Raw genomic sequence first — 26,430 nt, 5'->3', positions numbered from 1 at the left:
CAGCCGACGGTCACTTCGCGCAGATCGCCTTGTCCGCCTCGACCCGCTGGACGCCCTCGGGGGCCTCCTGCGGTGCGTTCAGGGCGATCCCCGCCCCCTTGAAGTCGGCGCCGAGCGTGAGCTTCATCGGCGTCTTCGGTCCGGCGTCCGCCGCGGCGACCTTCAGCGCCGTGGCCGGCAGGCCCATCATGTCCGCCAGCGCACGGGCCTGGGCCGCCTGGTTGGGGGCGAACTCCAGCTGGGTGGCGGAGATCTTGGCCGGTGCGTTGCCGAGATTGCTGGCCTTGTTGACGCCCTTGCTGTTCTGCAGCCAGTTCAGCGTGGTCGACGCGGAACCGGCGGGGCCGCCGCCGTTGCGGATGTCCACCCGGACGTCGCCGGCCGGAGCCTTCTCGCCCTGGAGCAGCGCGTCCTGCTTGGCCTTGTCCTGCGCCTCGGCGGACTCCTTGGCGGCCTTCTCCTTCTTCTCGACCTCCGTGAGCGAGACGTCCCCCCGGATCATCTGCAGCAGCGGATCGGCCTGGGCCTGGTTCACGACGACGGTGGCCTTCACCTTCTCGGCCGGGTTGTCGACCACCGGAAGGGTGGTGAAGGAGATGTTCTTGAGGTTCATGTCCTTCAACTCGCCCGCGAGATCGGTGAGTTTGTCGATGCTTCCTATGCCCGAGTCCACGGTCAGCGACTTGGTCGCGACCTCCGCGAGGGAGAGGAACTTCTTCGGGCTGGTCAGCGTCTCCTTGGACTTCATCTCGCGCATCATCGAACCCAGGAACTGCTGCTGGGTCTTGATGCGGTCGAGGTCGCTCTGGTTGCCGAAGGCGTGCCGGGTGCGTACGAAGGCCAGCGCGTCCTCGCCCGACAGCCGGTGCTCACCGGCCGACAGCTTGAGCTTGGAGTCCTTGTCGTTGACGTCCTTCTCCAGGCAGACGGGCACTCCGCCGACCGCCGTGCTCAGGTTCTTCACCGCGTTGAAGTCGACCATCATGAAGTGGTCGACCTGGATCCCGGTGATCTCCTTGACCGTGCGCATCGTGCAGCCCGGGTCGCGGCCGGCCTGTCCCAGGCTGGTGTTGAAGCGCGTCCCCTTCTCGCCGGGGATGTTCTTCGTCGATCCGTCGGGCTGCTTCGTCGGGCAGTCGGGGACGGCGGTGATCAGGTCGCGCGGGATCGACAGCGCGGTCGCGTTGCTGCGGTCCTTGGAGACGTGGAACAGGATCGTGGTGTCGGCGTGGCCGACGCTGTCCTTGTCCCCGTACCCCTCGTTGCCCGCACCGCTGCGCTTGTCGGTGCCGATGACGAGGATGTTGATCGGCTGGTCCTTCTTGAAACCGCCGCTGCCCGCGTTCCCGATGTCGGTGACGTTGAGGTTGCCGTTGAGGTGGTCGTAGTAGAGGTACGCCGCGACCGAGCCGCCGACCAACAGGAACGCCAGCGTCCCGCCGGTGATCATCAGGGCCTTCTTGCGGCCGCCGCCGCCGATCCTGCGCGAACGGCCGCCGCGCCTGCCGCCGGGCGGGCCGTCGCCGCGCCGCGGCCCGGGCACCACCGGTGACGGGGTCTCGGGGGCCGCGGGGGCGGCGGGTGCCTTGCGGGTTCTGCGGGGGGCGCCCACGGACGGCCGCTGCTGCTGCGATTGCTGCGCAGCGGAGCTGTCCAGTCGCAGTTCGTAGTTGCCGGTGCGGGGATTGAGGACCCACTGGTCTGCGGGGTCGATCTCGTCCGCCCGCCTACGGCTTTGTGCATCCACGGTTGCTCGAATCCTCCGTCGGTGCCTCGCGAAGCGCCTCCCCCCAGGCGCTCGGTCAACGATCCGGCTGCTGGTGCACGACCTCTGGCTGGCCGGGGCACCGGATCGCTCACCCTATCCGCCCTGGTCAGCTGCAAACCATGCTGGTGACAAATTCCACTCCCCTTATAGCGGGGCAAAACGCCCAACAAGGTCGGTTCGGGCACTGCCTTTTGAGATTGCTTTACCGGCAATCGGCGCTGTCGGCTGTGGTTCCCGTAAAGGTGGGGACGGGTGTGGGCGTGGGAGCGGTTCCCGTGGGCGTCTCCCGGGGCACGGTCGAACCGGCCGGGTCGGACGACGGCGGCGTGCTCGGCGACGGCTTCGGCGGGGTCACCGTCACCGGCATGTCCCCCCGCAGCTGCTGGAACAGCAGGGCGGCGTCCGGCTCCAGCAGCTGGTCCCGGTTGGGATTGGCCACGTAGGGCCGCCGGGGCACGGTCAGGAACCTGATCTGTTCCGTCGGTATGTCCCGCACGCCCCGGACCAGTTCGTAGAGGCCGCGCAGCGAGGCCAGCTGCGGGTCCGTGGTCACCGAGGAGGTCGCCGCGTCCAGCAGCGGGTACAGCCGGCCCGGGTTCAGCAAGACCCCGTTGCTCTGCACCTTGTTGACCAGCGAGCCGAGGAACTGCTGCTGGCGGGCCATGCGTTCGGTGTCGCTGCCGTTGCCCAGGCTGTAGCGGGCGCGGACGAACCCGAGCGCCTTCTCGCCCTGGAGGATCTGCCGGCCGGCGGGCAGCCTCAGCTTGGCCTCCGCGTCGTTCACCGGCTGCTTGAGGCAGATCTCCACCCCGCCGATCGCGTCGACCATCTTCTTGAAGCCGCCGAAGTCCACCACCATGTGGTGGTCGATCCGGATCCCCGACAGCTTCTCGACGGTGCGGATCGTGCAGGCGGCCCCGCCCCACTGGAACGCCCAGTTGAACTGGGCGAACCGTGCGGCCGTGCGGTTCCCGTCAGGCTGGAGGCAGCTCGGGATGTCCGTCATCAGGTCCCGGGGTATCGACACCGCCGTCGCGCTCTTCCGGTCCGCCGGCAGGTGCAGCAGGATCGTGGTGTCCGAGCGCTCGCCGCCCCGGTCCCGCCCGTACTTCCGGTTCTCCGCGCCGGAGCGCGAGTCGGAACCGATCAGCAGGATGTTCTGCGAGCCGTCGACGAGGTGCGTCGGGCGCTCCCGCTCGAAGCGGCGCAGCTCGGCCGCCGCCGAGGTGTCCTCGGTGATGTTCCCGTCGAGCTTCTGGTAGACCCACCAGGCGGCGCCCGCCCCCACGAGGACCAGCAGCACCATGGCGAGGGCGAGCCTGCGCAGCACCCTGCGGCCGCGGTCGCGGGGAGGCTTCGAGGAGCCCCCGGCCGCGCCCGCGCCGCTCGGTATGCCTGCGCTGTCCGTCACTCGCGTTCCGTCCCCTCGCCGCGACCGTCGGCCGTACGGGTGGGTACGGGCCTCTCGCCGATCGTGCCCCCGGGAGGCCGGAGCGGCCCGGGGGCAGGCCCCTGGATAGGGCCATGTGGGTGACAAATCGCGCGTTATCGCAGCCCAGGGGTGCGGGCGGGCACCCCGCTACGCGGTGTGCGTGACGCGCTCGCTCTCGATCCGCTGCGCCAGCCCGTCCGCCGGGAGCTGCCCCTGGCCCCGGACCAGCACCACCGAGCCGCCGGTCGCCAGCGCGGCGAACAGCCCGGCCGAAAGGCCGTCCCAGGTGTCGTAGCCGAGCCCGGACAGCACGCGCGAGCCCTCGCCGAGGCCCCGCTTCGCCGCGTCCTCGCGGGCCCGCTCGACGATCCGGGCGTACGAGAGCTCCTCGCCGCCCACCAGCAGCCCCGGGCCGTCCGCGTCGACCGGGACGAAGGGGGCGAACCGGTCGCCCTGGCCCGGCACCTCCACCGCGTAGTCCGCGAACCCGGCCGGCGGCTGCGGGAACCGCCCGCCCAGCGGGCGCAGCGCGAGCGCGACCCGCTCCCCGGAGCAGGCCGCGGCCTCCTCCAGGGTGTCGGGTCCGCTGACGACGAGATCGGCGTCGGCCGGATCCCCGCCCACCTCGGCGACGACCCCGACCGAGGCGCAGGCGAGCAGCCACACGGCGCTCTGCCAGTGCGCGGGCAGCAGCAGCGCGAGCCGGTCGCCGGGTCCGGCGCCCAGGTCGCCCTGGAGCAGGTTGGCGGTCTTGGCCACCCAATTGGCGAAGGTGGCGACGGACAATTCGACGCGCTCGCCCGTGGCGTCGTCGTAGAAGGTGACGAGGGGGCGGCCCGGATCGGCGGCGAGCGCGGATCGCAGCAGGTCGGCAGGGGTGCGGTCAGTGGCGTTCACCCGGCCCAGGTTACGCGGGCCGCTCCCCCGTCCGGCGGGCACGCGCTCCCCCGTACGGGGGAGGGGTATCGGGCCCCGAAGCGGACGGAGCGTCAGTTCTCGGATGGCGCGCCCCGGCCCGGGTGTTCAGCATCCTTGTCATGCGTGCATTCCTTGCTTCCTCGATCGGCGTCGCGACGGCTGCCGCACTGGCCCTGCCGCTCGCGCTCTCTTCTCCGGCCCTGGCGATCCCGTCCCTGAGCGCGGTCGCCGCCGTGGCCCCCGCCGGGTCCACCCAGTCGCTGCCGCTGGTCCCGCTGGGGCCGTCGGCGGACCGGAGCCCCGGCGTCCCCGGCATGAGCGCCTCGCCCCGCCTGCCCGAGACGCGGGGCCTGACCGCGCGCGAGGTCAAGTCGTTCTCGCTCGTCGGTGTCGTCTGGGACGACGCGAGCACCGAGCTGTTCGGCCGCGTCCAGGTCCGTACCCGCGCCAAGCGGACGGCCGTGTGGTCCGACTGGCAGGACGTCGAGACCCACAACAGCGAGCACGCCGCCGACCCCGACTCCGCGGAACGCGGCACCGGCAGGGTCCGCGGCAGCACCGCCCCGCTGTGGGTGGGGGAGTCCGACGGCGTCGAGGTGCGCGTCCAGGCGGAACCCGGCGCCACCCGCTCGGCGGTCCGGCTCCCGCAGGGCATGCGGATCGAGCTCGTCGACCCGGGCGAGAGCGCGCCGGCGGCGGCCGACGGCAAGAACAGCGGCCCGGCCGATGACCCCGCTGACGGCGACAAGGGGAAGCCGGCGGCCGCCCCGGGGATGACCATGGAGATGGCCGAGGCCTCCGCGGCCAACCTCCCGCACGTCGCGCTCGGCGCGGACGAGATCCCCGAGCTCGACAAGGCCGACTCCACGGCCGACGCGGTCTTCGCCGCCGACGGCACCCTCGCGGCGGCGGCCGCCCCGTACATCGGACCGCGGCCGCGGATCGTGACGCGGAAGGGCTGGGGCGCGGACGAGTCCCTGCGCGAGAAGGGCTTCGTCTACACGAAGACGGTCAAGGCGGCGTTCGTCCACCACACGGCCTCCGGCAACAACTACGCCTGCAAGGACGCCCCGGCGGTGCTCCGCAGCCTGTACCGGTACCACGTGCTCAGCAGCGGCTGGCGGGACATCGGCTACAACTTCGCGGTCGACAAGTGCGGCACCGTGTACGAGGGCCGGGCGGGCGGCGTCACCAGGCCGGTGCTCGGCGCGCACACCATGGGCTTCAACACGGACAGCATGGGCATCGCCGTGATCGGCTCCCACACGGCGACGCCCCCGCCGGCGGCGGCGGTGACGGCGATCGCCCGCCTGACCGCCTGGAAGCTCGGCCTGTTCGGCGTGGACCCGCGGGCGAAGACCACCCTGAAGTCGGGCGGCGCGAACCGCTTCCCGAAGGGCGCCAAGGTGAGGCTGAACGTCATCTCGGGCCACCGCGACGGCTTCGCCACCGAATGTCCCGGCAAGCGGCTGTACGACAAGCTCCCCCCGACCCGAACCTCCTCGGCGAAGCTCCAGGGCCGCCCGTAGCCTCCGGCGGAGCGCCGGTGCTCCCCGCGCCGCGCGGTTACGCTCGAAGGCATGGCAGGCCGTTTCGACCCCCTCACCCGCACCGCTTCCCGCGGCGGCCGCGTCGACGTGCCCGCCCCCGGGCGCGGCCCCGGGCAGGGCGGGGGGAAGCAGCGGGTGTGGGCGCCCGACGGGCCCCTGGACCTCGGGCTCACGCTCGGGCCGCTGCGGCGCGGCCCCGGGGACCCGACCTTCCGGGTCGCGCCCGACGGGGCGGTGTGGAAGACCGCCCGGACCCCCGCCGGCCCCGCCACCCTCCGCATCACCGGAACAGGAACCGGCACCGGCAGCGGCACCGGCAGCGGCACCGGCGGGGCCGCCGCGACCGCCTGGGGTCCCGGCGCCGACTGGGCCCTCGACACCCTCCCCGCCCTCCTCGGAGCCGCCGACGACCCCTCGGCCTTCGTCGCCCGCCACCGCCTCGTGCACGCCAGCCACCGCCGCCGCCCCGGCCTGCGCCTCACCCGCACCGGACTGGTCCTGGAGTCCCTGATCCCGACCGTCCTGGAGCAGAAGGTCACCTCCGACGAGGCCTACCGCGCCTGGCGCCGCCTCGTCCGGCAGTACGGCGAGCCGGCCCCCGGCGCCGCCGTCCCCGAGGGGCTCTACGTCATGCCCTGCGCCCGCACCTGGGCGCTGATCCCCTCCTGGGACTGGCACAAGGCCGGCGTCGACGCCAAACGCTCCGCGACCATCGTCCGCGCCGCCCGCGTCGCCGCCCGCCTCGAAGAGGCCGCCGCCATGGACCTGCCCGCGGCGGCGCACCGGCTGGAGGCCGTTCCCGGCATCGGCCCCTGGACCTCCGCCGAAACCCTCCAGCGCAGCAACGGCGCCGCCGACGCCGTCACCACCGGCGACCTGCACCTGCCCGGCATCGTCGGCTACGCCCTCGCCGGGGACCGCGACGCGGACGACGCGGCCATGCTGGAGCTCCTCGCCCCGTACGCCGGCCAGCGCCACCGCGCCGCGCGCCTCATCCTGCTCGCCGGCCACACCCCGCCCCGCCGCGCGCCCCGCATGTACCGGAGCGACATCGGCAGGATCTGAGAGGGGTACCGGGCGTCACCGCACCTCGATGAACGCCTCCGCGGACCGCGCCGGCCGCTCCCGGGGCGCCCCCGCCGCGTGACCCACGGCCACCGCGCCCATCGGGTCCCAGCCGTCGGGGAGATCCAGCACCTTGCGTACGACGTCCCGGCAGAACATCGTCGAGGACACCCACGCCGACCCCAGCCGCTCCCCGGCCAGCGCGACCAGGAAGTTCTGCACGCCGGCGCCCATCGCGACGACGAACATCTCCCGCTCGGCGGTGTCCCGCCGGGCGTGCCCGTAGTCGTGCGAGCCGTCCGTCACCATGCACGGCACGACCAGGTACGGGGCCTCGCGCAGGAAGTCCCCGCGCCGCACCCGCTTCGCGATCGACTCGGCGGACTTGCCGTCCCGCCGCAGGTCCTCGACCCACGCGTCCCGCATCGCGTCCAGCAGCTCCAGCCGCGCCGCGGCCGACTCCAGCAGCACGAACCGCCACGGCGTCGTGTGGTGCGGCGCCGGCGCCGTCACCGCCGCCGCGACCGCCCGCCGGACCGCGCCCGGGTCCACCGGTTCGGCCGTGAAGGCCCGTACCGTACGGCGCTGCGTCACGGCTTCCCGTACCGCCTCCGAGGTGCCCAGCCGGAACATGTCGTCGCCGGGCGCGCGCACCAGCTCCGCCGCCGTCCGGCCCTCGCCCATCACGTGGGCCAGCCCGCGCACGACCGCCACCGGCAGCCCCGCCGCCTTGCCCTTGACCAGGTCCCCGGCGGCCGCCAGCTCGTCGGCCGTCGCCACGACCGTCGCGCTCAGCGGATTGCCGTGCGCGTCAGTGCCGCCCCGCAGGTCATCCAGGACCCGTACGCCCGCCGCGCCGATCGCCACGTCCGTCAGCCCGGTGCGCCACGGCCGCCCGAAGGTGTCCGTCACCACCACGCCGACGTCCACGGAGAGCGCCGCCCGCAGCCCCGCGCGGATCGCGGCGGCCGAGGCGTCCGGGTCCTCGGGCAGCAGCAGGACCGTGCCGGGCTCGGTGTTGGAGGCGTCCACCCCGGCCGCGGCCATCACCAGCCCCTGCCGGTTCTCGACGATCCGCAGGGGACCCCGGCGCGCGACCACCCGTACCGTCTCGGCGTCTATGGCGTCCTCGCGCGAGTCCGCGCGGACGATCCGCCCCTCCGCCTTCGAGACGATCTTCGAGGTGACCAGCAGGACGTCCCCGTCCCGCAGACCGGGCGCGGCGGCCGCGATCAGCGCCGCCAGGTCGTCACCGGGCCGGACCTCCGGGATCCCGGAGACGGCGCGCACCTCGTACGAGGGAACGTCCCCGGCGGCGCTCACCGTGAGGCCTCGGCCAGCTCCAGGGCCGCCCGGGCCATCTCGGCGGTGGCCGCGAGGTCGGTCATCATCAGCGGCACCGCCCGGCAGGTGATCCCGGCGGCCTCGACCTCCGCGACGGCGCCCGCGTCGGAGCCGTCCACCAGCCAGCCGTCCAGCAGTCCCGTCCCGTAGTGCAGGGCGACGGCCGCGGCGGTGGTCTCCACGCCGACGGCGGCGAGCACCTTGTCCGCCATCCCGCGCACCGGCGCGCCCCCGACGATGGGGGACAGGCCGATCACGGGCGCCCCGGCGGAGGCCACGGCCTCGCGGATGCCGGGCACGGCCAGGATCGTCCCGATCGAGACGACCGGGTTGGAGGGCGGGAAGAGGATGACGTCGGCGGCCGCGATGGCCTCCAGCACGCCGGGCGCGGGCTTGGACTGTTCGGCGCCCACGGGGACGATGGCCTCGGCGTCCACCGAGGCGCGCAGCCTGACCCAGTACTCCTGGAAGTGGATGACCCGGCGCTCGCCGGAGTCGGCGTCGGTGATCGCGACGTGCGTCTCGACCCGGTCGTCGGACATGGGCAGCAGCCGGACCCCGGGCTGCCAGCGGTCGCAGAGCGCCTCGGTGACGGCGCTGAGCGGGTAGCCGGCGCCGAGCATCTGTGTACGGACGATGTGGGTGGCGAAGTCGCGGTCGCCGAGGCCGAACCAGGTGGGTCCGACCCCGTACGCCGCGAGTTCCTCCTTGACGGTGAAGGACTCGTCGGTGCGGCCCCATCCCTGGTCCTCGTTGATGCCACCGCCGAGGGTGTACATCACCGTGTCCAGATCGGGGCACACCTTCAGCCCGAACAGGTGAATGTCGTCACCGGTGTTGCCGATGACCGTGATGTCCGCGTCGGGGACGGCGGCCTTGAGGCCGCGGAGGAAACGGGCGCCGCCGATGCCGCCTGCCAGAACAACAATGCGCATGCACGGCAGTCTGTCAGGCCCGGTCAGACGGAGAGCGACTCGGGCCGGGCCGGGGAGCAGTGGTGCATCGGCATCTCGGTGAGGCCGGGGAAGTAGACGTGCAGGCTGACGGCCCCGTCGAGGCTGTCGTTGACGACGTCGTGGGCGTAGCCGGGGGCGAAGACGCGCTGCGCGCCGGCGGCGAGGGTGCGGGGGCCGCGCCGGCCGTGCTCGGTGAGCTCGCCCTCCAGGACGGTCATGACGCCGGAGGAGGCGCCGTGGTCGTGCGGGCCGCTGCCCTGGCCGGGGACCCAGCTGAGCAGCCAGACCTCGTAGCCGGGGCCGGTGCGCAGGCGGTGGTACCAGCGGGTGGTGGCGTCGTACTCGACGAGGTGCTCCCAGCTCGCGCGGTCCTCGGCGATGGAGCGGGAGAGGCCGGCGAACTCGGCGACGGTGGCCGGGTGCTCGCGGGCGGGCTGGAGGAGGTGCTGGACGGAGAGGATGTCGCCGGCGATCTGGAGGTCGCTCTCGACGGCGAGGGGGGTGGTGTCGCTGTTCATCGTGGGGGAGTCCTCGACGGATGTCAGTGGTGCTGGTGGTCGCTGCGGGGAGTGGCCGGAGCTCGACGGAGCCGGAGCTCCGGAGACATCAACAGCCGCGACAGCAACAGCGAACCTGGGCAGCGCACAGGAACCCACGAATGGGGGTCCGGGTGGTGGCTGCGGTCGCTGACATGAAGACAAGGAGAACGGGCGGAGGGTCGGACTGTCAACCCAATGTCCGGTTTAGGGCAAAAGTTTCACCTCATCCGGTTACCGTGCCCGGAGAAAGGTTTGTGCAGTACGGCTCGGGGGATGTGCGCTCCGAACGGCGCTGCGCACCCGCTTGCGCGGCGTTCAAACCTCTCCATGTCAGCTCGTGACCTGAATGTGATCTGCGCCGCAAGATCGGCCGGATCGGAACCCCCCTCCCGGAGGGGTGCGTCGACTAGGGGCGTGGGCGGGCGGCGGGGAGGCCATGCCTTCTGTCACGATTTTTGGCGATATGAACACTTTCTGCATACGCTTGGTTCCGCAGAGTGAATAAGGGGCCCAATAGCAGATCTCGGCTTGACTGCGCCGGAGCCCCACACTTGTAATTTCACTCGTGTCGTTACATATCCATCGGTAACGGCAACACGCACGGGGACGCACAGACAGAGCGAGGGGCGCACATGACCGAGCTGTTTCAGGAACTGCTGGTCGAGGAAGCGGACGAGGAGCTCGGGTGGCAGGAGCGTGCCCTCTGCGCCCAGACCGACCCCGAGTCGTTCTTTCCCGAGAAGGGCGGCTCGACCCGCGAGGCCAAGAAGGTCTGCCTCGCCTGTGAAGTCCGCTCCGAATGCCTTGAGTACGCCCTTGCCAACGACGAGCGCTTCGGCATCTGGGGCGGACTGTCCGAACGCGAACGCCGGCGCCTGAAAAAGGCCGCGGTCTGAGACACCTCCGGCGCCTCCCGGCCGACGCCGACGGCGCGGCACGCCACACATCGAGATATCGCGCAGAGCAAACGGTCCGCCTCCCGCACCTTCCCCGCAGGAGGCGGACCGTCGTGTTCCCAGCCGTTAGTGTGGGGCGCTGTCCAGCAGCCTCCGGGGGCACACCACCCCCGGACCCTCCTCCCGACGCGTCCGGGAGGACCCCCAGGCCGGAGGGCCAGTAGAGCGATGTCCCTGCACAGCCAGTCGGCGGCCTCCCCCCAGGCTGCCGCCACACCCGAGTTCCCCCGGCACGTCGTCACCGCGGTCCTCGTCGCCCACGACGGCGCCCGCTGGCTGCCCCGGACCCTCGCCGGCCTCCTCGGCCAGGAACGCCCCGCGCAGAACCTCATCGCCGCCGACACCGGCAGCGCCGACGACTCCGCACGGCTGCTCGGCGAGGCCCTCGGCGACGACCGCGTCCTCCACCTCGCCCGCCGCGCCGGATTCGGCACCGCGGTCGAGGAAGCCGTCCGAGCCGCCGGCACCCTCACCGCCGAGGACCTCCCGTACCTGAGGCGCCCCAGCGGCTGGGACCCCGTCAGCCGGACCTGGCAGGACGACGCCTACGACCTCCCCGAACTCCCCCACGGCGAACCCGTCCAGTGGCTCTGGCTGCTCCACGACGACAGCGCCCCCGAGCCCGACGCCCTCACCGAACTCCTGCGCGTCGCCGACGAGAACCCCGAAGCCGCCGTCATCGGCCCCAAACTGCGCGGCTGGTACGACAAGAAGCAGCTCCTCGAAGCGGGCGTCACCATCGCCCGCAGCGGCCGCCGCTGGACCGGCCTCGACCGCCGCGAACAGGACCAGGGCCAGCACGACCAGGTCCGCCCCGTCCTCTCCGTCTCCACCGCCGGCATGCTCGTGCGCCGCGACGTGTACGAGGCCCTCGGCGGCTTCGACCGCCGACTGCCCCTCATGCGCGACGACATCGACCTGTGCTGGCGCGCCCAGAGCGCCGGCCACACCGTCCTCGTCGCCCCCGACGCCGTCCTGCGCCACGCCGAGGCCGCCGCCCGCGAACGCCGCACCGTCGACTGCGCCGGCCGCGGCGCCACCAGCCCGCACCGCGTCGACAAGGCCGGCGCCGTCTACACGATCCTGGCCAACAGCTCCGGCGCCGCCCTCCCGTACGTCCTGCTGCGCCTCCTCGTCGGCACGGTGCTCCGCACCCTCGCCTACCTCATCGGCAAAGCCCCCGGCCAGGCCGTCGACGAGTTCGCCGGCCTCCTCGCCACCCTGCTGCGCCCCGGCCGGATCCTCGGCGCCCGCCGCGCCCGCGGCCGCGCCGCCGTCCCCGCCAAGGAACTGCGCCCGCTCTTCCCGCCGCCCGGCGCCACCCTGCGCGCCAACGCCGAACAGCTCGCCGGGTACTTCGGCGGCGACCGCGACACCGAGACCGCCACCGCCGGCCGGCACGGCGGAGCCATCGAGTCCGGCCCCGGTGGCGACGACGCCGACTACCTGGAGATCGAGCAGTTCGCGCGCCTCAAGCGGATCGCCCGCAACCCCGCGCCCGTCCTGTTCGCCCTCCTCCTCCTCGTCTCCCTCGCCGCCTGCCGCGGCCTGCTCTTCGGCGGCGCCCTCATGGGCGGCGCCCTGCTGCCCGCCCCCGACAGCGGACTCGACCTCTGGCGCGGCTACACCGGCGACTGGCAGACCGTCGCCGCCGGCTCCACCGCCGGAGCGCCCCCGTACCTCGCCGTCCTCGGCGCCTTCTCCGTCCTGCTGTTCGGCTCCACCCAGTACGCGCTGACCCTGCTGCTCGTCTGCTCCGTGCCGCTCGCCGGACTCACCGCCTACTTCGCCTCCCGGCCGCTCGTCGTGTCCCGGCTGCTGCGCGCCTGGGCCGCCATCGCCTACGCCTTCCTCCCCGCCGTCACCGGCGCCCTCGCCGGAGGCCGCCTCGGCACCGCCGTCCTCGCGATCCTGCTCCCGCTCATCGCCCGCTCGGCGGTCGCCGCCTTCGGCTTCGGCGGGACCGACGGGGGTGCCGACAAGCGCGGAACCTGGCGCGCGGTGTGGACGTACACCCTGCTGCTGACCCTGGCCACCGCCTTCACCCCCGTCGTGTGGCCGCTCGCAGCCGCCCTCGGCGGCGCCGCCGTGGTGGTGCGCCGGGCCCGCTGGAAGACGTACGCGCCCCGGCTCCTGGCCACCCTCGCCGTACCGCTCCTCGTCCTCGCGCCCTGGTCCCTCGGCCTGCTCACGCACCCCGGCCGCTTCCTGCGCGAAGCCGGACTGCCCTTCGGAGCCGGCTCCGCCACCGCCCTGGACCTCCTCGGCATCAGCCCCGGCGGACCCCGCACCGCCGGCGGCCTGCTGCTGATCGGCATCGTCCTCGCCGCCCTGGCCGCCCTGCTGCGCGCCGAGCGGCAGTTCGCCATCCGCACCGCCTGGGCCACCGCCCTGGCCGCGCTGCTGCTCGCCGTCCTCGTCAACCGCACCGGCTGGGCCGGCCCCGCCACCCTCGTCTACGGGCTCGCCCTGCTGGCCGCCGCCCTGCTCGGCGCGGACGGCGCCAAGCACCGGGTCGCCGCGAGCAGCTTCGGCTGGCGCCAGCCGCTCGCCGCGCTCATCGGGCTCGCCGCCGCCGTCGGACCGGTCCTCGGCGCGGCCGGCTGGATGGTCAGCGGCGCCTCCGGACCCCTGGAGCGGCGCGACCCCGTACAGGTCCCGGCGTTCGTCGCCGACGAGAGCGGCGACCGCAACCAGAACCGCACCCTCATCCTCGGCGGCGACTCGCCCGCCACCGTCTCCTACACCCTGGTCCGCGGCTCCGGCGTCCGCCTCGGCGACGCCGAACTCGCCACCGAGGCGGGCAGCGAGGCCCGCCTCGACAAGGCCGTCTCCGGCCTGGTCTCCGGCTCCGGAGCCGACCAGTCCGACCAGCTCGGCGGCTTCGCCATCCGCTACGTCATGATCCGCGCCGGCGCCCAGGAGCAGGTCCGCCGCACCCTCGACGCCACCCCCGGCCTGACCCGGCGCCACCAGCCCGACGGCACCGCCCTGTGGGCCGTCGACCCGCCGCTGCCCCGGGCCGTGATCCTCTCCGGCAAGGACGGCCAGGCCCCGATCCCGGTCGCCTCCGGGCCCGTCGAGGCCCACACCAAGATCGAGGCGGGCGAGCAGGGCCGGGTGCTGCGCATCGCGGACCGCGCCGACGCCGGGTGGCGGGCCACCCTCGACGGCAAGCCGCTCAAGCCGAAGACGGTGGACGGCTGGGCGCAGGGCTTCGAGCTGCCCGCCGCCGCCGGCCGCCTCGACCTCGTCCACGAGGACGCCTTCACCCGGACCGCCTGGCACTGGGCGCAGGGCGTCCTCGCGCTGGTGCTGCTCGTGATGGCCCTGCCCGGCCGCCGGGCCCGGCTCGACGACGACCTGCCGGACGAGGAGGCCGCCATCCCGGCCCAGCCCGGCCCGGGCGAGGCCGGCGAGGGCCGCCGCGCCCGCCGGCTGCGCGCCGAGGCACAGGCCCCGGCCGCGCCGACGCCCGTGGAAGCGGCCGCGGCCGCCGATCCGTACGCCCAGATCCCGGCGCAGCAGGCGTACGGGGAGGACGCGTACGCGTACCAGGGCTACGGCTACGAGCAGCCGGCCCCGGCCCCGGCCCCGTCCCAGCCCCAGCCCCAGCAGTACGAGTACGGCGGCCAGGAAGGCTACGGCCAGTACCCGTACGACCCGGGCCAGGGCCAGGCCCAGCCGCAGCCGGGGCAGCAGCAGTACCCGTACGAGCAGTACGGGCAGTACGAGCAGTACGGGACGTACGAGAATTACGACGACACCTACGGGCAGCAGCACGAACAGCAGCAGCACCAGCAGCACCAGCAGCGTCCGGACGGGAGCCCCCAGCAGTGAAGCAGCGCGCACCCCTCACGCTGGCGGCCGTCGCCGCGGCGCTCGCCGCCGTCACCGGCATCGCCTCCCTCACCGCCCCCGCCGCCCCGGCGGCCGACGGCAAGAAGACGGCCGCGGCCCGGATGCCGGTGGAGCGCTCCACGCTGGTCTGCCCGGCGCCCAGTTCCTCCGACATCGCCGACACCGCGTACACCTCGTACACCCCGGGCGCCGCCCCGGGCGCCAAGGCCGATGCCAAGGGCGCCGGCAAGGGCGCCGCCCGGCTGACCGGCGCCACCAAGGACGCCAAGGCCGTCCTGGAGCCCAAGGAGCCCGGCAAGCCCGTCGGAGCCACCTCCTCCGGCGCCGAGGCGCCCGCCCTGACGGGCACCGCCGAGGGCACCCTCGCCCCCGGCTGGACGGTCCAGCAGACCACCAAGGTCGCGGTCGGCCGGGCGCGCGGAGTCCTCGGCACCGCCTGCGGCGTGCCCGGCACCGACTTCTGGTTCCCCGCGGTCGGCACCAGCAAGGGCCGCGAGGACTACGTCCACCTCACCAACCCGGACGACACGGCGGCCGAGGTCGACGTGAAGCTGTTCGGCCCCGAGGGCCCGGTCAAGGCCGAGCCCGGCCGCGACCGGATCACCATCGCCCCGAAGTCCAGCCAGCGGCTGCTGCTGTCCACGCTCGCGCCGGACACCCAGCTCGCGGACGTCACCGCGCACGTGACGACCCGTTCGGGCCGGATCGGCGCCTCGGTGCAGGTCGCCGAGGACGGCGTCGGCACCGACTGGCTGGCGCCCTCCACCGATCCGGCGGGCTCGCTGGTGCTCCCCGGCATCCCGTCGGACGCCACCTCCGTACGGCTGGTCGCGTTCGCGCCGGGCGAGGAGGACGCCGACCTGTCGATCCGGCTGGCCGGCCCGGGCGGCTCGCTCAGTCCGGCGGGCAGCGAGGCCCTGCACCTCAAGGCCGGGATGACGGCAGGCGTGGACCTCAAGGACGTCACCCGGGGCGAGGCGGGCTCGCTGCTGCTGGCCCCGACGGACGCGAAGAAGGCCGTCCCGGTCGTCGCCGCGCTGCGGGTGGTCCGCGGCAGCGGCGCCAAGCAGGAGCTGGGCTTCATCCCGGCGAGCGGCCCGGTCGGGGCGCGGGCGACCGTCGCCGACAACCGGACCGGCGAGAACGCGACGGTGCTGTACGTGACGGCGCCGGGCAAGGCCGACGCGAAGGTCCGGGTGACGGCCTCGCCGGGCACCGAGGGCGGCGAACCGGAGTCCAAGGAGATCCAGGTCAAGGCGGGCACCACCCTCGCGGTGTCACCGCCCCCGGCGCCCTCGGGCGGCAAGGGCTCCTACGCCCTGACGCTCGAAACGCTCTCCGGCGGCCCGGTCCACGCCTCCCGGACCCTGACCCTGCCGCACGAGGGCATCCCGATGTTCACCGTCCAGCCCTTCACGGACGACCGCTCCACCGTCCTGGTCCCCAAGGCCGTCCAGGACCTCTCGGTCCCGACCGAGTAGCCCCCGGCCCGTCCGTCGGCCCGGACCGGCCCGTCCGTCGGCCCGGACCGTTCGTCGGTCCGGGCCGTCCGGCGGCCCGGACCGCCGTCAGTCCTGCCCGTACCTCGGATCCACGGTCTCCGGCGACAGCCCCAGCAGCTCCGCCACCTGCTCCACCACGATCTCGTGCACGAGCAGCGCCTTCTCGTCCCGCGTCTTCGTCCGGATGTCCACCGGTCGCCGGAACACCACGATCCGGGCCGGCCGTCCGCCGGCGGCCTCGACCAGCCCGCCGAGCGGCACGGCCTCGTCGTTCCAGCCGCCGTCCGGCCCGCCCGGCGGCCCCGGCACGTCCGCGACCACGAACTCGACCTCCGCCAGCTGCGGCCAGCGCCGCTCCAGCCGCTCCACGGAATCCCGTACGAGGTCCCCGAACAACTCGGCCCGGCTCGCCGACAGCGGCACCTGCGGCGGCGCCACCGGCCCCCGCATCCCGCGCCCGTGGCGGTCCCGCCGCCGCGTCCTCGGCTGGGTGCCGGCGCCGGGGACGGATCCGGCGGGTCCGGCGGTTCCGGCAGGTCCGTCAGGTCCGGTTCCGGGGCCGGGAGATCCGGCGGATCCGGCAGGTCCAGCGGGTCCGGCGGGGCTCGAAAAAGGCAGAGGGCTGTCCGTCACTCCCGCAGCGTAGCCCTCCGACCCGGGACATTCCGGCCATGGATCCCTCGCTTTCCGGCCCCCCTGGCCGAGTTGGCACCACGACACGGGCGAGTGACCGGGGGGTGAGTCGTCGCGGCCCGGTCAAGAGTGCGGTACCGTCCAACGTCGTGAGCCCTGTACGTCGCTGTTCGCGCACCGCGTGCGGCCGCCCTGCCGTCGCAACACTGACGTACGTCTACGCCGATTCGACCGCAGTTCTCGGCCCGCTCGCCACCTACGCCGAACCCCACTGTTACGACCTGTGCGCCGAGCACTCCGAGCGCCTGACCGCCCCGCGCGGCTGGGACGTCGTACGCCTGTCCGACGGTTCCGCGCCGTCCAGGCCCAGCGGCGACGACCTCGAAGCCCTGGCGAACGCCGTCCGCGAGGCGGCGCGCCCGCACGACCGCGCCGCCGAGGCCCGCGGCAGCGGACCGAATGGCCCGAACGGACCCACCGGCAACGGCCCCGCCACCGGTCAGGCCCGCCGCGGTCACCTGCGCGTCCTTCGTTCCCCGGATTCCTGACGCCTGTTCATTCGAATGACGCCGCCCCCCGCACGGTAGGTTTGCTCCAGCGCACATGACCTCAGGAGGGCAGGCCAGTGGCCGCAGATCTTTCGAACATCGTCAAGGCGTACGACGTACGCGGCGTCGTACCGGATGAGTGGGACGAGTCCCTGGCAGAGCTGTTCGGCGCTGCGTTCGTCGAGGTCACCGGAGCCACGGCCATCGTCGTCGGCCACGACATGCGGCCCTCCTCGCCCGGCCTGTCCGGCGCCTTCGCGCGCGGCGCCGCCGCCCGCGGCGTGGACGTCACCCTCATCGGGCTGTGCTCCACGGACCAGCTGTACTACGCCTCCGGATCGAAGAACCTGCCCGGCGCGATGTTCACGGCCTCCCACAACCCGGCCCGGTACAACGGAATCAAGATGTGCCGCGCCGGCGCCGCGCCGGTGGGCCAGGACACCGGCCTCGCCGCCATCCGCGAACTCGTCGAGAAGTGGACCGACCAGGGCGCCCCGGCGGTCCCCGCCGGCACCGCCCCCGGCGCCGTCACCGAAGAGGACTCCCTCCCCGGGTACGCCGCCCACCTCAAGGGCCTCGTCGACCTGACCGGCATCCGCCCGCTCAAGGTCGTCGTCGACGCCGGCAACGGCATGGGCGGCCACACCGTCCCCACCGTCTTCGCGGGCCTGCCGCTCGACCTCGTACCCATGTACTTCGAGCTCGACGGCACCTTCCCGAACCACGAGGCGAACCCCCTCGACCCGAAGAACATCGTCGACCTCCAGGCCCGCGTGCGCGCCGAGGGCGCCGACCTCGGCCTCGCCTTCGACGGCGACGCCGACCGCTGCTTCGTCGTCGACGAGCGCGGCGAGGGCGTCTCCCCGTCCGCGATCACCGCGCTGGTCGCGGCCCGCGAGCTCGCCCGCAACGGCGGCAAGGGCACCGTGATCCACAACCTGATCACCTCCTGGTCCGTCCCGGAGGTCGTCCGCGAGAACGGCGGCACCCCGGTCCGCACCCGCGTCGGCCACTCCTTCATCAAGGAGGAGATGGCCACGTCCGGCGCCATCTTCGGCGGCGAGCACTCCGCGCACTACTACTTCAAGGACTTCTGGAACGCGGACACCGGCATGCTCGCCGCGCTCCACGTCCTCGCGGCCCTCGGCGGCCAGGAGGGCCCGCTCTCCGAGCTGGTCTCCTCCTACGACCGCTACGCCGGCTCCGGCGAGATCAACTCGACCGTCGCCGACCAGGCCGGCCGCCTCGCCGCCGTGAAGGCCGCGTACGGGGACCAGGAGGGCGTCACCCTCGACGAGCTGGACGGCCTGACCGTGACCGCCGCCGACTGGTGGTTCAACCTGCGCCCCTCCAACACGGAGCCGCTGCTCCGCCTCAACGTCGAGGCCCGCGACGAGGCCACCCTGGCCAAGGTCAAGGACGAGGTCCTCGCGCTCGTCCGCGCCTGACCCCGCGCACCCCGGGCCGCGCCCCGCCCGCCGCGGCCCGGCGGTACGCTGACCTCGCCGAATCCGTATGTCTGAAGGGAAGCGCCATGCCGCTCGAAGCCGGTCTTCTGGAGATCCTCGCCTGCCCCGCCTGCCACTCGCCCCTTGAGGACAAGTCGGCCGACGAGACGGCCCCCGAGCTGATCTGCACCGGCCAGGACTGCGGCCTCGCCTACCCCGTCCGCGACGGCATCCCGGTGCTCCTCGTCGACGAGGCCCGCCGCCCCGCCTGACACCGACCACCGGTTCCGTCCACCCTGGGTCCGTCACCACCACGGCCGGAGGCCGCCATGCTCGACGAGTCGCTCCTCGACGCACCGGAGGATCTCGCCCGCGCCGACCGCCGCGGCCTGCTCCGCGGCGCCGCCGAGGCCGGAGCCAGGGTCCGCACCGCCGCCCGGCACGCGACCGAGGCCGGACTCGCCGACCTGCGCCCCGACGGCAGGCCCCGCTCCGTGCTCATCGCCGGGCCCGGGACGGCCGCGACCGGAGTCGCCGACCTGCTCGGCGCCCTCGCCGGGGCCTCCGCCCCGGTGACCCGGCTGCACCCGACCGGCGTGGCGCACGCCGCCGGGGCGCTGCGCTGGATGCTGCCCGGCTGGGCCGGCCCCGTGGACCTGCTGCTCCTCGCCACCACCGACGGCACCGAACCCGGCCTCGCCGTCCTCGTCGAGCAGGCCTACCGGCGCGGCTGCGCCGTCGTCGCCGTCGCTCCCGAACGCTCACCCCTGAGCGAGGCCGTGGAGGGCGCCCACGGGGTCCTCGTACCCATGGCCAAGGCCCCGTACCAGGAGTACGACGAGTCCGCCGCGGCCGGTCCCGGCGCCCTGTGGGCGCTGCTGACGCCGCTGCTGGTGCTCCTCGACAAGGTCGGGCTGATCAGCGCCGCCCCCGACACCCTCCAGCGCGTAGCCGACCGGCTCGACCGCACCGCCGAGCGCTGCGGCCCCGCCATCGCCACGTACTCCAACCCGGCCAAGACCCTCGCCGCCGAGCTCGCCGACTCCCTCCCGCTCATCTGGAGCGAGGGCGCCGGAGCGGGCCCCGCCGGCCGCCGGTTCGCCGCCACCCTCGCCGAGCTCGCCGGCCGCCCCGCGCTGGCCGCCGAACTCCCCGAGGCGCTCCCCGCCCACGGGGTCCTCCTCGCCGGCGCCTTCGCCGCGGGCGCCGACCCCGAAGACTTCTTCCGCGACCGGGTGGAAGAGCCCCAGGCCCTCCGGGCCCGCATCGTCCTGCTGCGCGACCGGCCGACCGGCGGCCTCACCGCCGCCCCGGCCGCGCGCGAACTCGCCCTCAGCCACGACACGGCGATCAGCGAACTCGAACCGGAGGAGGGCGCCGAGCTGGAACAGCTCGCCGAACTCCTCGCCGTCACGGATTTCGCTACCGCTTACCTGGCGTTGGCCTCCAGGGGACACGGTTAGGGCCTGTTCGGGCACGCCCGTGCGCCCGGCCCTTCTTCCAGGAAGATGACGATGGACCGCCTGACGAACACGATCCGCCCCTACGCCTGGGGTTCCACCACCGCCATCCCGGCCCTCCTCGGGGTCGAGCCCAGCGGTGAACCCCAGGCCGAGATGTGGATGGGCGCCCATCCCGGAGCCCCCTCCCGCCTCGACCGCGGAACCGGCGAGACCACCCTCCCCGCCGTCATCGCCGCCGACCCCGAGCGCGAACTCGGCGCGGCGGCTGTCGCCAAGTTCGGCCCCCGGCTGCCCTTCCTCCTCAAGCTCCTCGCCGCCGGCGCCCCGCTCTCCCTCCAGGTCCACCCCGACCTCGCCCAGGCGCGCGCCGGCTTCGCCGACGAAGAGGCGCGCGGCATCCCCGTGGACGCCGGTCACCGCAACTACAAGGACCCCAACCACAAGCCCGAGCTGATCTGCGCGCTCACCCCCTTCAGCGGGCTGTGCGGATTCCGCCGGCCCCCGGAGGCCGCGGCCCTCCTCGACGGCCTCGGCGTCGACTCGCTCAAGCCGTACGTGGACCTGCTGCACGCCCACCCCGAGGAGGCGGCGCTGCGGGAGATGCTCACCGCCGTCCTGGGCGGCGACCGGGCGGAGATGGCCCGTACGGTCCACGAGGCAGCGACCGCCGCCGAGCGGCTCGGCGGCCCGTACGAGCCGTACGCCTCGCTCGTCCACGAGTACCCCGGCGATCCCGGGGTGATCGCCGCCATGCTGCTCAACCACGTCGAACTCCAGCCCGGCGAGGCCATGTTCCTCGGCGCGGGCGTCCCGCACGCCTACCTCGACGGCCTCGGCGTCGAACTGCTCGCCAACTCCGACAACGTGCTGCGCGCCGGGCTCACCCCCAAGCACGTCGACGTACCGGAACTGCTGAAGGTCGTGAGGTTCGAGGCGGGCGACCCGGCCGTACTGCGCCCCGAGGGCGATGCCGAGGAGGTCTACGAGACCCCCACGGACGAGTTCCGGCTCTCCCGGTTCGTCCTCGCGCCCGGCGGCGAGCCCCGCGTCCTGCCGTCCGGCGCCCCGCAGATCCTGCTCTGCACGGCGGGCAGCCCCAAGGCCGGTGAACTGACCCTGGCCCCCGGGGAGTCCGTCTTCGTCCCGGCGGGCGAAAAGCCCGAACTGTCCGGAGCGGGTACGGTATTCCGTGCGACGGTGGTGGTCTGAGGCGGCACCCGCGCCGGCGGCTGCAACAATGTCCGCCCGTAGCGCGGCGCTCCGGCCTGGGCCGCCGTACCGAGGGAAGGGACATCCAGACCCATGAGCGCGTCGGGCGGTACAAGGGCGATCGTGGCGGCACTCGCCGCCAACCTCGCCATCGCTGTAGCCAAGTTCGTGGCATTCATCTTCAGCGGCTCCTCGTCGATGCTCGCGGAAAGCGTCCACTCGCTGGCCGACTCCGGAAACCAGGGACTGCTGCTGCTGGGCGGAAAGAAGGCCCAGCGCGAGGCCACGCCCCAACACCCCTTCGGCTACGGGCGTGAGCGCTACATCTACGCCTTCCTCGTCTCCATCGTGCTCTTCACCGTCGGTGGCATGTTCGCCATCTACGAGGGCATCGAGAAGATCAAGGAACCGCACCCCATCGAGGCCTGGTACTGGCCGGTCGGCGTGCTCGTCTTCGCGATCGTCGCGGAGGGCTTCTCCTTCCGCACGGCGATCAAGGAGTCGAACGAGATCCGCGGCGGCCTGTCCTGGGGCCAGTTCATCAAGCGCGCCAAGGCCCCCGAACTGCCGGTCGTCCTCCTGGAGGACTTCGGCGCCCTCGTCGGTCTGGTCCTCGCCCTCGGCGGCGTCGGCCTCGCGCTCGCCACGGGCGACGGCGTCTGGGACGGCATCGGAACGCTGTGCATCGGCGTCCTGCTGATCGTCATCGCCATCGTGCTGGCCGCCGAGACCAAGTCCCTGCTGCTCGGCGAGGCCGCCGGCACGGAGGACGTCGAGAAGATCAAGACCGCGCTCGTCGACGGCGACGTCGTCACCCGCGTGATCCACATGCGCACCCTCCACCTCGGGCCGGAGGAACTGCTGGTCGCCGCCAAGATCGCCGTCCAGCACGACGACACGGCGACCGAGGTGGCGGACGCCATCAACGCCGCCGAGGCCCGCATCCGCGCGGCGGTCCCGATCGCCCGCGTGATCTACCTGGAGCCGGACATCTACCACGCGGAGACGGACACCACCGCGAAGCCCTGACCCGACCGGGCACACGTAAGAAGGCCCCGCGGGTGGCCCACTTCTCCCCCGACCCACTGGGGTCGGCACCGCCGATCGGTGTAGATTCGTAGGCAGTGTCAGGCGTCGCTGCTGATGGCGGTCGGGCGGTCCTCGTGACCGGCCGAGGGGAGAGAGGGCCCCCGACGGACTGTGCTCGGTGCGCCGCCCTGCCCAGGCACGGCCGGTGCGCGGACCAGCCGTACCCACCCTCTCGAACCATGAGGAGCAGCACCCATGGACTTCAAGGTCGCAGACCTTTCCCTTGCCGCCTTCGGCCGCAAGGAGATCACCCTCGCCGAGCACGAGATGCCGGGTCTGATGTCGATCCGCCGGGAGTACGCGGCCACCCAGCCGCTGGCCGGCGCCCGCATCACCGGCTCCCTGCACATGACCGTGCAGACCGCCGTCCTGATCGAGACCCTCGTCGCCCTCGGCGCCGACGTCCGCTGGGCCTCCTGCAACATCTTCTCCACCCAGGACCACGCGGCCGCCGCCATCGCCGTCGGCCCGACCGGTACCCCCGAGGCCCCGGCCGGCGTCCCCGTCTTCGCCTGGAAGGGCGAGACGCTGGAGGAGTACTGGTGGTGCACGGAGCAGGCGCTGACCTGGCCGAACACCCCCACCGGCGGCCCGAACATGATCCTCGACGACGGTGGCGACGCCACCCTCCTCGTCCACAAGGGCGTCGAGTTCGAGAAGGCCGGTGCCGCTCCGGACCCGTCGACGGCGGACTCCGAGGAGTACGCGCACATCCTCACGCTCCTCAACCGCACCCTCGGTGAGGCCCCGCAGAAGTGGACGCAGCTCGCGTCCGAGATCCGCGGCGTCACCGAGGAGACCACCACCGGTGTGCACCGTCTCTACGAGATGATGTCCGAGGGCACCCTGCTGTTCCCGGCGATCAACGTGAACGACGCGGTGACGAAGTCGAAGTTCGACAACAAGTACGGCTGCCGTCACTCGCTGATCGACGGCATCAACCGTGCGACGGACGTCCTCATCGGCGGCAAGGTCGCGGTCGTCTTCGGTTACGGCGATGTCGGCAAGGGCTGCGCCGAGTCGCTCCGCGGCCAGGGCGCGCGGGTCATCGTCACCGAGATCGACCCGATCTGCGCGCTCCAGGCGGCGATGGACGGTTACCAGGTCGCGACGCTGGACGATGTGGTGGAGACGGCGGACATCTTCATCACGACGACCGGTAACAAGGACATCATCATGGCCGCGGACATGGCCAAGATGAAGCACCAGGCGATCGTGGGCAACATCGGTCACTTCGACAACGAGATCGACATGGCGGGGCTGGCCAAGGTCGAGGGCATCGTGAAGGACGAGGTCAAGCCGCAGGTCCACACGTGGAAGTTCCCCGACGGCAAGGTGCTGATCGTGCTGTCGGAGGGTCGTCTGCTGAACCTGGGCAATGCGACCGGTCACCCGTCGTTCGTGATGTCGAACTCGTTCGCGGACCAGACGCTGGCCCAGATCGAGCTGTTCACGAAGCCGGCGGAGTACCCGACCGACGTCTACGTGCTGCCCAAGCACCTCGACGAGAAGGTCGCCCGTCTCCACCTGGACGCCCTGGGCGTCAAGCTCACCACCCTCCGCCCGGAGCAGGCCTCCTACATCGGCGTCAAGGTCGAGGGCCCGTACAAGCCGGACCACTACCGCTACTGATCCCACGCGGCAGCGGCGACAGCACGTCACGCAGGCCCCCGGCGCACAATGCCGGGGGCCTGCCCCGTACCCAGGCAAGGACCGACACGATGCCCCGAGGCCGCTACTCGCTCCACGACCCGCACGACCACACCCCGCTCGGCGAGGAACACTTCCACTGCGCCCCCGGCCCCTCCGGCTGGCGCTACGTCGCCCAGCTCACCGGCCCCGACGGCGACCACCGCGGCTCCCTCGACCTGGCGATCGACGAACTCGGCCGCCCCATCCGCCTGGAAGCCAACGCGTCGAGCTGGCAGGTCCGCGGCGCCGCCATCGACGGCGTCACCTGGGTCCGTACCGACCCGACCGGCGCCGAGGCCACCGAAGGCAACGTCCGGGCCCCCGGCTTCACCGGGACCTCCCCGGCCTTCCTCATCGCCACCGCCCGGCTGCTGCGCCTCACCCCCGGCGCCCCCGCCACCCGCGTCCGGCTCGTCGCCCTCACCGACCCGGTCCTCGCACCCCGTACGGTCGACCAGGCCTGGGCCCTCCTGGGGCGCGAAGAGCACCCCACGGACAGCGGCCCGCTCCTGGTGGACGAGTACCGGATCAGCGCCCTCGACACCGGCGAGGTCCACACCGTCCACATCGCGGGGGACGTGGTGCTCTCCGCCCCCGGCATCGAGCTCGAACACCTGGAGACCCCGCCCTCGGTGTTCGAGGACGCGTGACTCAGGAGGGCGGCGCGAACCCGCTCCCGCCCGCCGGCCGTACGGGCGCCGCCTCCGGCGGCGGAGCGGCGGGCGCGACGGGTGCTGCGGCCTCGGCGGGCGCGGCGTACGGCACCGGCGCCGGGTAGGGGAGGGAAGCGGCCACCCCCTGCTGCTGATGCTCCTGCCACTGGGGGCGGCCGAACGCCCGGGCGGCGTCCCGCGACTGCCGCTCGTGCACCACCGCCATCAGATAGGCGGCGGCCGGCACCCCCGCCGGCGGCGGCGCGCCCGTACGGAGCACCAGCTCGTCCGCCAGCTTCGCCGCCATCGCGGCGCCGATCGCCGGGTCCAGCTGGTTCATCCGCGTCAGGTACTGGCGCACCGCCAGCCACAGCCCGTCCGGCACCGCCGACAGGTCCAGCCCCGCGAACCGGCCTGCCAGCCACGGCGGCGGCGCAGGCACCGGCATCACCCGCGCCCCCGGCACCCGCTCCCGTATCACCAGCGTCCCCGCGAACACGTCCCCGAGCCGGCGCCCCCGCTCCGACACCAGCGAGGCGATGCACGCCACCGACCCGAAGGTCGCCAGCAGCTCCACGACCCCCATCGCCCCGCGCACCAGCGCGTGCCGGAACCGGATCGGCCCGCCGTCCTCCCGCACCACCCGCAGCCCGCACGCCAGCTTGCCCAGCGACTTCCCGTGGCTCAGCGTCTCCACCGCGATCGGCACCCCGACCAGCACCAGGACGAAGCTCGCGACGGTCACCGCCGCGGCCGCCGCCTCGTCCAGCGAGGCCGTCGCGACGAGCAGCCCGACCGAGACGACCAAATACCCGGTCAGGTACACGAACAGGTCGAGCGCGAACGCCAGCGCGCGGCTCGGCACCCTCGCCGGTCTCAGCCCCAGGACGACCGCGTCCCCCGTCACCAGATCGCTCACCGCTGCGCACCTTTCCCGTGACCTGCCCCGCCCCTTGAGACGTCCAGTCTGCCAAGCTGACCACGGCAAGCGCAGGCAGCGCGGGGGACCTGGGGCAGGGGAGCGGCAACCAGCATGGATCTCGACGTCTTCGTCACGGCCCACCGGGCGGAATGGGACCGCCTGGAGCAGCTCCTGGGCCGCGGCCGCCGCCTGACCGGCGACGAGGCCGACGAACTCGTCTCGCTCTACCAGCGCGCCTCCACCCACCTCTCCCTGATCCAGTCGAGCGCTCCGGACCCGATGCTCACCGGCCGTCTGACCCAGCTCGTCGCCCGGGCCCGCGCCACCGTGACCGGCGCCCGCCGGGCCGGCTGGCGCGACGCGGCCCGCTTCTTCACCGCCGGGTTCCCCGCCGCCGTCTACCGCAGCCGGCGCTGGTGGATACCGACGGCGCTGCTCTCGGTGGCGGTCGGCGTGCTGATCGGCTGGTGGATCGCCACCCACCCCGAGGTCCAGTCGGCCATCGCGGCTCCCCAGGAGCTGAAGCAGCTGACGAAGCCCGGAGGCGAGTACGAGACGTACTACTCCAGCCACCCCGCGGCCTCCTTCGCGGCCAAGGTCTGGACGAACAACGCCCAGGCGGCGGCGATGTGCCTGGTACTGGGCGCGTTCCTCGGGCTGCCGGTGCTCTGGATCCTGTTCCTGAACATGGCCAACCTCGGCGTCGGCATCGGCCTGATGGCCTCGGCCGGCCGCCTCGACGTCTTCCTCGGCCTGATCCTTCCGCACGGCCTGCTCGAACTGACGGCGGTCTTCGTCGCGGCCGGTACGGGCCTGCGCCTGGGCTGGACCGTCATCGACCCGGGCCCCCGCACCCGCCGCGCCGCCCTCGCCGAACAGGGC

General features: G+C 73.4%; 22 protein-coding genes (1 of these 22 only partly in view). 14 read left to right on the top strand and 8 right to left on the bottom strand.

What is annotated here, in order from left to right; genetic code table 11:
* Positions 1 to 10 precede the first annotated feature (10 nt).
* The 3 genes from EES41_RS15015 to EES41_RS15005 form a co-directional block, all read right to left on the bottom strand.
* Complete coding sequence (locus EES41_RS15015) at positions 11 to 1,747, bottom strand: LCP family protein (protein WP_123078758.1); 1,737 nt, start codon at positions 1,745 to 1,747, stop codon at positions 11 to 13.
* A 223-nt stretch (positions 1,748 to 1,970) separates the two neighbouring features.
* Complete coding sequence (locus tag EES41_RS15010) at positions 1,971 to 3,179, bottom strand: LCP family protein (protein ID WP_123078756.1); 1,209 nt, start codon at positions 3,177 to 3,179, stop codon at positions 1,971 to 1,973.
* Positions 3,180 to 3,347: 168 nt separating this feature from the next.
* Entirely contained in the window at positions 3,348 to 4,097 is a 750-nt protein-coding gene (locus tag EES41_RS15005; RefSeq protein ID WP_123078754.1) for a TIGR03089 family protein, read from the bottom strand.
* A 140-nt stretch (positions 4,098 to 4,237) separates the two neighbouring features.
* Between EES41_RS15005 and EES41_RS15000 the strand changes: the two genes are divergently transcribed.
* Positions 4,238 to 5,647: a peptidoglycan recognition protein gene (locus EES41_RS15000; RefSeq protein WP_123082466.1), complete on the top strand. Its 1,410-nt coding sequence runs from the start codon at positions 4,238 to 4,240 to the stop codon at positions 5,645 to 5,647.
* A gap of 51 nt (positions 5,648 to 5,698) precedes the next feature.
* Positions 5,699 to 6,733 (top strand): DNA-3-methyladenine glycosylase, encoded by a 1,035-nt coding sequence (locus EES41_RS14995; RefSeq protein ID WP_123078752.1) that lies wholly within the window; start codon positions 5,699 to 5,701, stop codon positions 6,731 to 6,733.
* 15 nt (positions 6,734 to 6,748) lie between these two features.
* Here the strand turns inward: EES41_RS14995 and EES41_RS14990 are convergent, their stop codons facing one another.
* From EES41_RS14990 to EES41_RS14980, 3 genes are read right to left on the bottom strand one after another with little or no spacing between them, the layout of a single operon-like run.
* Complete coding sequence (locus EES41_RS14990; protein WP_123078750.1) at positions 6,749 to 8,056, bottom strand: coenzyme F420-0:L-glutamate ligase; 1,308 nt, start codon at positions 8,054 to 8,056, stop codon at positions 6,749 to 6,751.
* The gene (gene cofD, locus EES41_RS14985) at positions 8,053 to 9,012 is read right to left on the bottom strand and encodes a 2-phospho-L-lactate transferase (protein WP_123078748.1); all 960 of its coding nucleotides are present in this window, start codon (positions 9,010 to 9,012) and stop codon (positions 8,053 to 8,055) included. The genes EES41_RS14990 and cofD overlap by 4 nt, the downstream gene beginning before the upstream one ends.
* 23 nt (positions 9,013 to 9,035) lie before the next feature.
* Entirely contained in the window at positions 9,036 to 9,551 is a 516-nt protein-coding gene (locus tag EES41_RS14980) for a cysteine dioxygenase family protein (protein WP_123078746.1), read from the bottom strand.
* Positions 9,552 to 10,204: 653 nt separating this feature from the next.
* On the opposite strand from EES41_RS14980, the gene EES41_RS14975 reads away from it, so the two are divergent.
* From EES41_RS14975 to EES41_RS14965, 3 genes are all read left to right on the top strand, one after another.
* Entirely contained in the window at positions 10,205 to 10,468 is a 264-nt protein-coding gene (locus tag EES41_RS14975; protein WP_003983763.1) for a WhiB family transcriptional regulator, read from the top strand.
* Positions 10,469 to 10,696: 228 nt separating this feature from the next.
* The gene (locus tag EES41_RS14970; protein ID WP_123078744.1) at positions 10,697 to 14,368 is read left to right on the top strand and encodes a glycosyltransferase family 2 protein; all 3,672 of its coding nucleotides are present in this window, start codon (positions 10,697 to 10,699) and stop codon (positions 14,366 to 14,368) included.
* A complete protein-coding gene (locus EES41_RS14965; RefSeq protein ID WP_123078742.1) occupies positions 14,365 to 15,870 on the top strand; it encodes a DUF5719 family protein in 1,506 nt (501 codons plus the stop codon). Before EES41_RS14970 ends, EES41_RS14965 begins: the two co-directional genes overlap by 4 nt.
* Positions 15,871 to 15,957: 87 nt before the next feature.
* On the opposite strand, the gene EES41_RS14960 is transcribed toward EES41_RS14965, so the two are convergent.
* On the bottom strand, positions 15,958 to 16,341 hold the full coding sequence (locus tag EES41_RS14960; RefSeq protein WP_073778638.1) for a metallopeptidase family protein: 384 nt from the start codon (positions 16,339 to 16,341) through the stop codon (positions 15,958 to 15,960).
* A gap of 287 nt (positions 16,342 to 16,628) precedes the next feature.
* Between EES41_RS14960 and EES41_RS14955 the strand changes: the two genes are divergently transcribed.
* The 8 genes from EES41_RS14955 to EES41_RS14920 all read left to right on the top strand — a co-directional run bounded on the left by EES41_RS14955 (position 16,629) and on the right by EES41_RS14920 (position 24,623).
* Positions 16,629 to 17,072 (top strand): DUF3499 domain-containing protein, encoded by a 444-nt coding sequence (locus tag EES41_RS14955; RefSeq protein ID WP_214352746.1) that lies wholly within the window; start codon positions 16,629 to 16,631, stop codon positions 17,070 to 17,072.
* A 77-nt stretch (positions 17,073 to 17,149) separates the two neighbouring features.
* Positions 17,150 to 18,520: a phosphomannomutase/phosphoglucomutase gene (locus EES41_RS14950; RefSeq protein WP_123078738.1), complete on the top strand. Its 1,371-nt coding sequence runs from the start codon at positions 17,150 to 17,152 to the stop codon at positions 18,518 to 18,520.
* Positions 18,521 to 18,606: 86 nt separating this feature from the next.
* The gene (locus tag EES41_RS14945; protein ID WP_037797711.1) at positions 18,607 to 18,792 is read left to right on the top strand and encodes a Trm112 family protein; all 186 of its coding nucleotides are present in this window, start codon (positions 18,607 to 18,609) and stop codon (positions 18,790 to 18,792) included.
* Positions 18,793 to 18,849: 57 nt separating this feature from the next.
* The gene (locus tag EES41_RS14940; protein ID WP_123078736.1) at positions 18,850 to 19,983 is read left to right on the top strand and encodes an SIS domain-containing protein; all 1,134 of its coding nucleotides are present in this window, start codon (positions 18,850 to 18,852) and stop codon (positions 19,981 to 19,983) included.
* 51 nt (positions 19,984 to 20,034) lie between these two features.
* The gene (gene manA / locus EES41_RS14935) at positions 20,035 to 21,192 is read left to right on the top strand and encodes a mannose-6-phosphate isomerase, class I (protein WP_123078734.1); all 1,158 of its coding nucleotides are present in this window, start codon (positions 20,035 to 20,037) and stop codon (positions 21,190 to 21,192) included.
* 93 nt (positions 21,193 to 21,285) lie between these two features.
* Positions 21,286 to 22,221, top strand: coding sequence for a cation diffusion facilitator family transporter (locus EES41_RS14930; RefSeq protein ID WP_037797705.1), 936 nt, complete (start codon positions 21,286 to 21,288; stop codon positions 22,219 to 22,221).
* Positions 22,222 to 22,476: 255 nt separating this feature from the next.
* Positions 22,477 to 23,913 (top strand): adenosylhomocysteinase, encoded by a 1,437-nt coding sequence (gene ahcY, locus EES41_RS14925; protein WP_123078732.1) that lies wholly within the window; start codon positions 22,477 to 22,479, stop codon positions 23,911 to 23,913.
* Between the two features lie 89 nt (positions 23,914 to 24,002).
* Positions 24,003 to 24,623 carry a hypothetical protein gene (locus EES41_RS14920; RefSeq protein WP_123078730.1) on the top strand — a complete coding sequence of 207 codons (621 nt, stop codon included), beginning with the start codon at positions 24,003 to 24,005 and terminating at the stop codon, positions 24,621 to 24,623.
* A gap of 1 nt (position 24,624) precedes the next feature.
* On the opposite strand, the gene EES41_RS14915 is transcribed toward EES41_RS14920, so the two are convergent.
* Positions 24,625 to 25,545: an RDD family protein gene (locus tag EES41_RS14915; RefSeq protein WP_123078728.1), complete on the bottom strand. Its 921-nt coding sequence runs from the start codon at positions 25,543 to 25,545 to the stop codon at positions 24,625 to 24,627.
* Between the two features lie 114 nt (positions 25,546 to 25,659).
* Between EES41_RS14915 and EES41_RS14910 the strand changes: the two genes are divergently transcribed.
* On the top strand, positions 25,660 to 26,430 hold the 5' portion of the coding sequence (locus tag EES41_RS14910) for a stage II sporulation protein M (RefSeq protein ID WP_123078726.1). It continues 237 nt past the right edge of the window; the window shows 771 of its 1,008 coding nt (coding positions 1-771); its start codon is at positions 25,660 to 25,662; its stop codon lies off the right edge, out of view.

The sequence above is a fragment of the Streptomyces sp. ADI95-16 genome (genome assembly GCF_003721495.1).
GTDB classification, from domain to species: Bacteria; Actinomycetota; Actinomycetes; order Streptomycetales; family Streptomycetaceae; genus Streptomyces; species Streptomyces goshikiensis.
The sequence above is the reverse complement of the archived record's forward strand: the minus strand, read 5'-3'. Positions and strand labels throughout refer to the sequence as shown.

What these genes read in the sequence shown, in the direction of transcription:
- EES41_RS14975 (WP_003983763.1), top strand. Translation starts at nt 10,205, where the DNA reads ATGACCGAGCTGTTTCAGGAACTGCTGGTCGAGGAAGCGGACGAGGAG.
- manA (WP_123078734.1), top strand. Translation starts at nt 20,035, where the DNA reads ATGGACCGCCTGACGAACACGATCCGCCCCTACGCCTGGGGTTCCACC.
- EES41_RS14960 (WP_073778638.1), bottom strand. Translation starts at nt 16,341, where the DNA reads ATGCGGGGGCCGGTGGCGCCGCCGCAGGTGCCGCTGTCGGCGAGCCGG.
- EES41_RS14945 (WP_037797711.1), top strand. Translation starts at nt 18,607, where the DNA reads ATGCCGCTCGAAGCCGGTCTTCTGGAGATCCTCGCCTGCCCCGCCTGC.
- EES41_RS14940 (WP_123078736.1), top strand. Translation starts at nt 18,850, where the DNA reads ATGCTCGACGAGTCGCTCCTCGACGCACCGGAGGATCTCGCCCGCGCC.
- EES41_RS14995 (WP_123078752.1), top strand. Translation starts at nt 5,699, where the DNA reads ATGGCAGGCCGTTTCGACCCCCTCACCCGCACCGCTTCCCGCGGCGGC.
- cofD (WP_123078748.1), bottom strand. Translation starts at nt 9,012, where the DNA reads ATGCGCATTGTTGTTCTGGCAGGCGGCATCGGCGGCGCCCGTTTCCTC.
- ahcY (WP_123078732.1), top strand. Translation starts at nt 22,477, where the DNA reads ATGGACTTCAAGGTCGCAGACCTTTCCCTTGCCGCCTTCGGCCGCAAG.
- EES41_RS14980 (WP_123078746.1), bottom strand. Translation starts at nt 9,551, where the DNA reads ATGAACAGCGACACCACCCCCCTCGCCGTCGAGAGCGACCTCCAGATC.
- EES41_RS14920 (WP_123078730.1), top strand. Translation starts at nt 24,003, where the DNA reads ATGCCCCGAGGCCGCTACTCGCTCCACGACCCGCACGACCACACCCCG.
- EES41_RS14970 (WP_123078744.1), top strand. Translation starts at nt 10,697, where the DNA reads ATGTCCCTGCACAGCCAGTCGGCGGCCTCCCCCCAGGCTGCCGCCACA.
- EES41_RS14930 (WP_037797705.1), top strand. Translation starts at nt 21,286, where the DNA reads ATGAGCGCGTCGGGCGGTACAAGGGCGATCGTGGCGGCACTCGCCGCC.
- EES41_RS15000 (WP_123082466.1), top strand. Translation starts at nt 4,238, where the DNA reads ATGCGTGCATTCCTTGCTTCCTCGATCGGCGTCGCGACGGCTGCCGCA.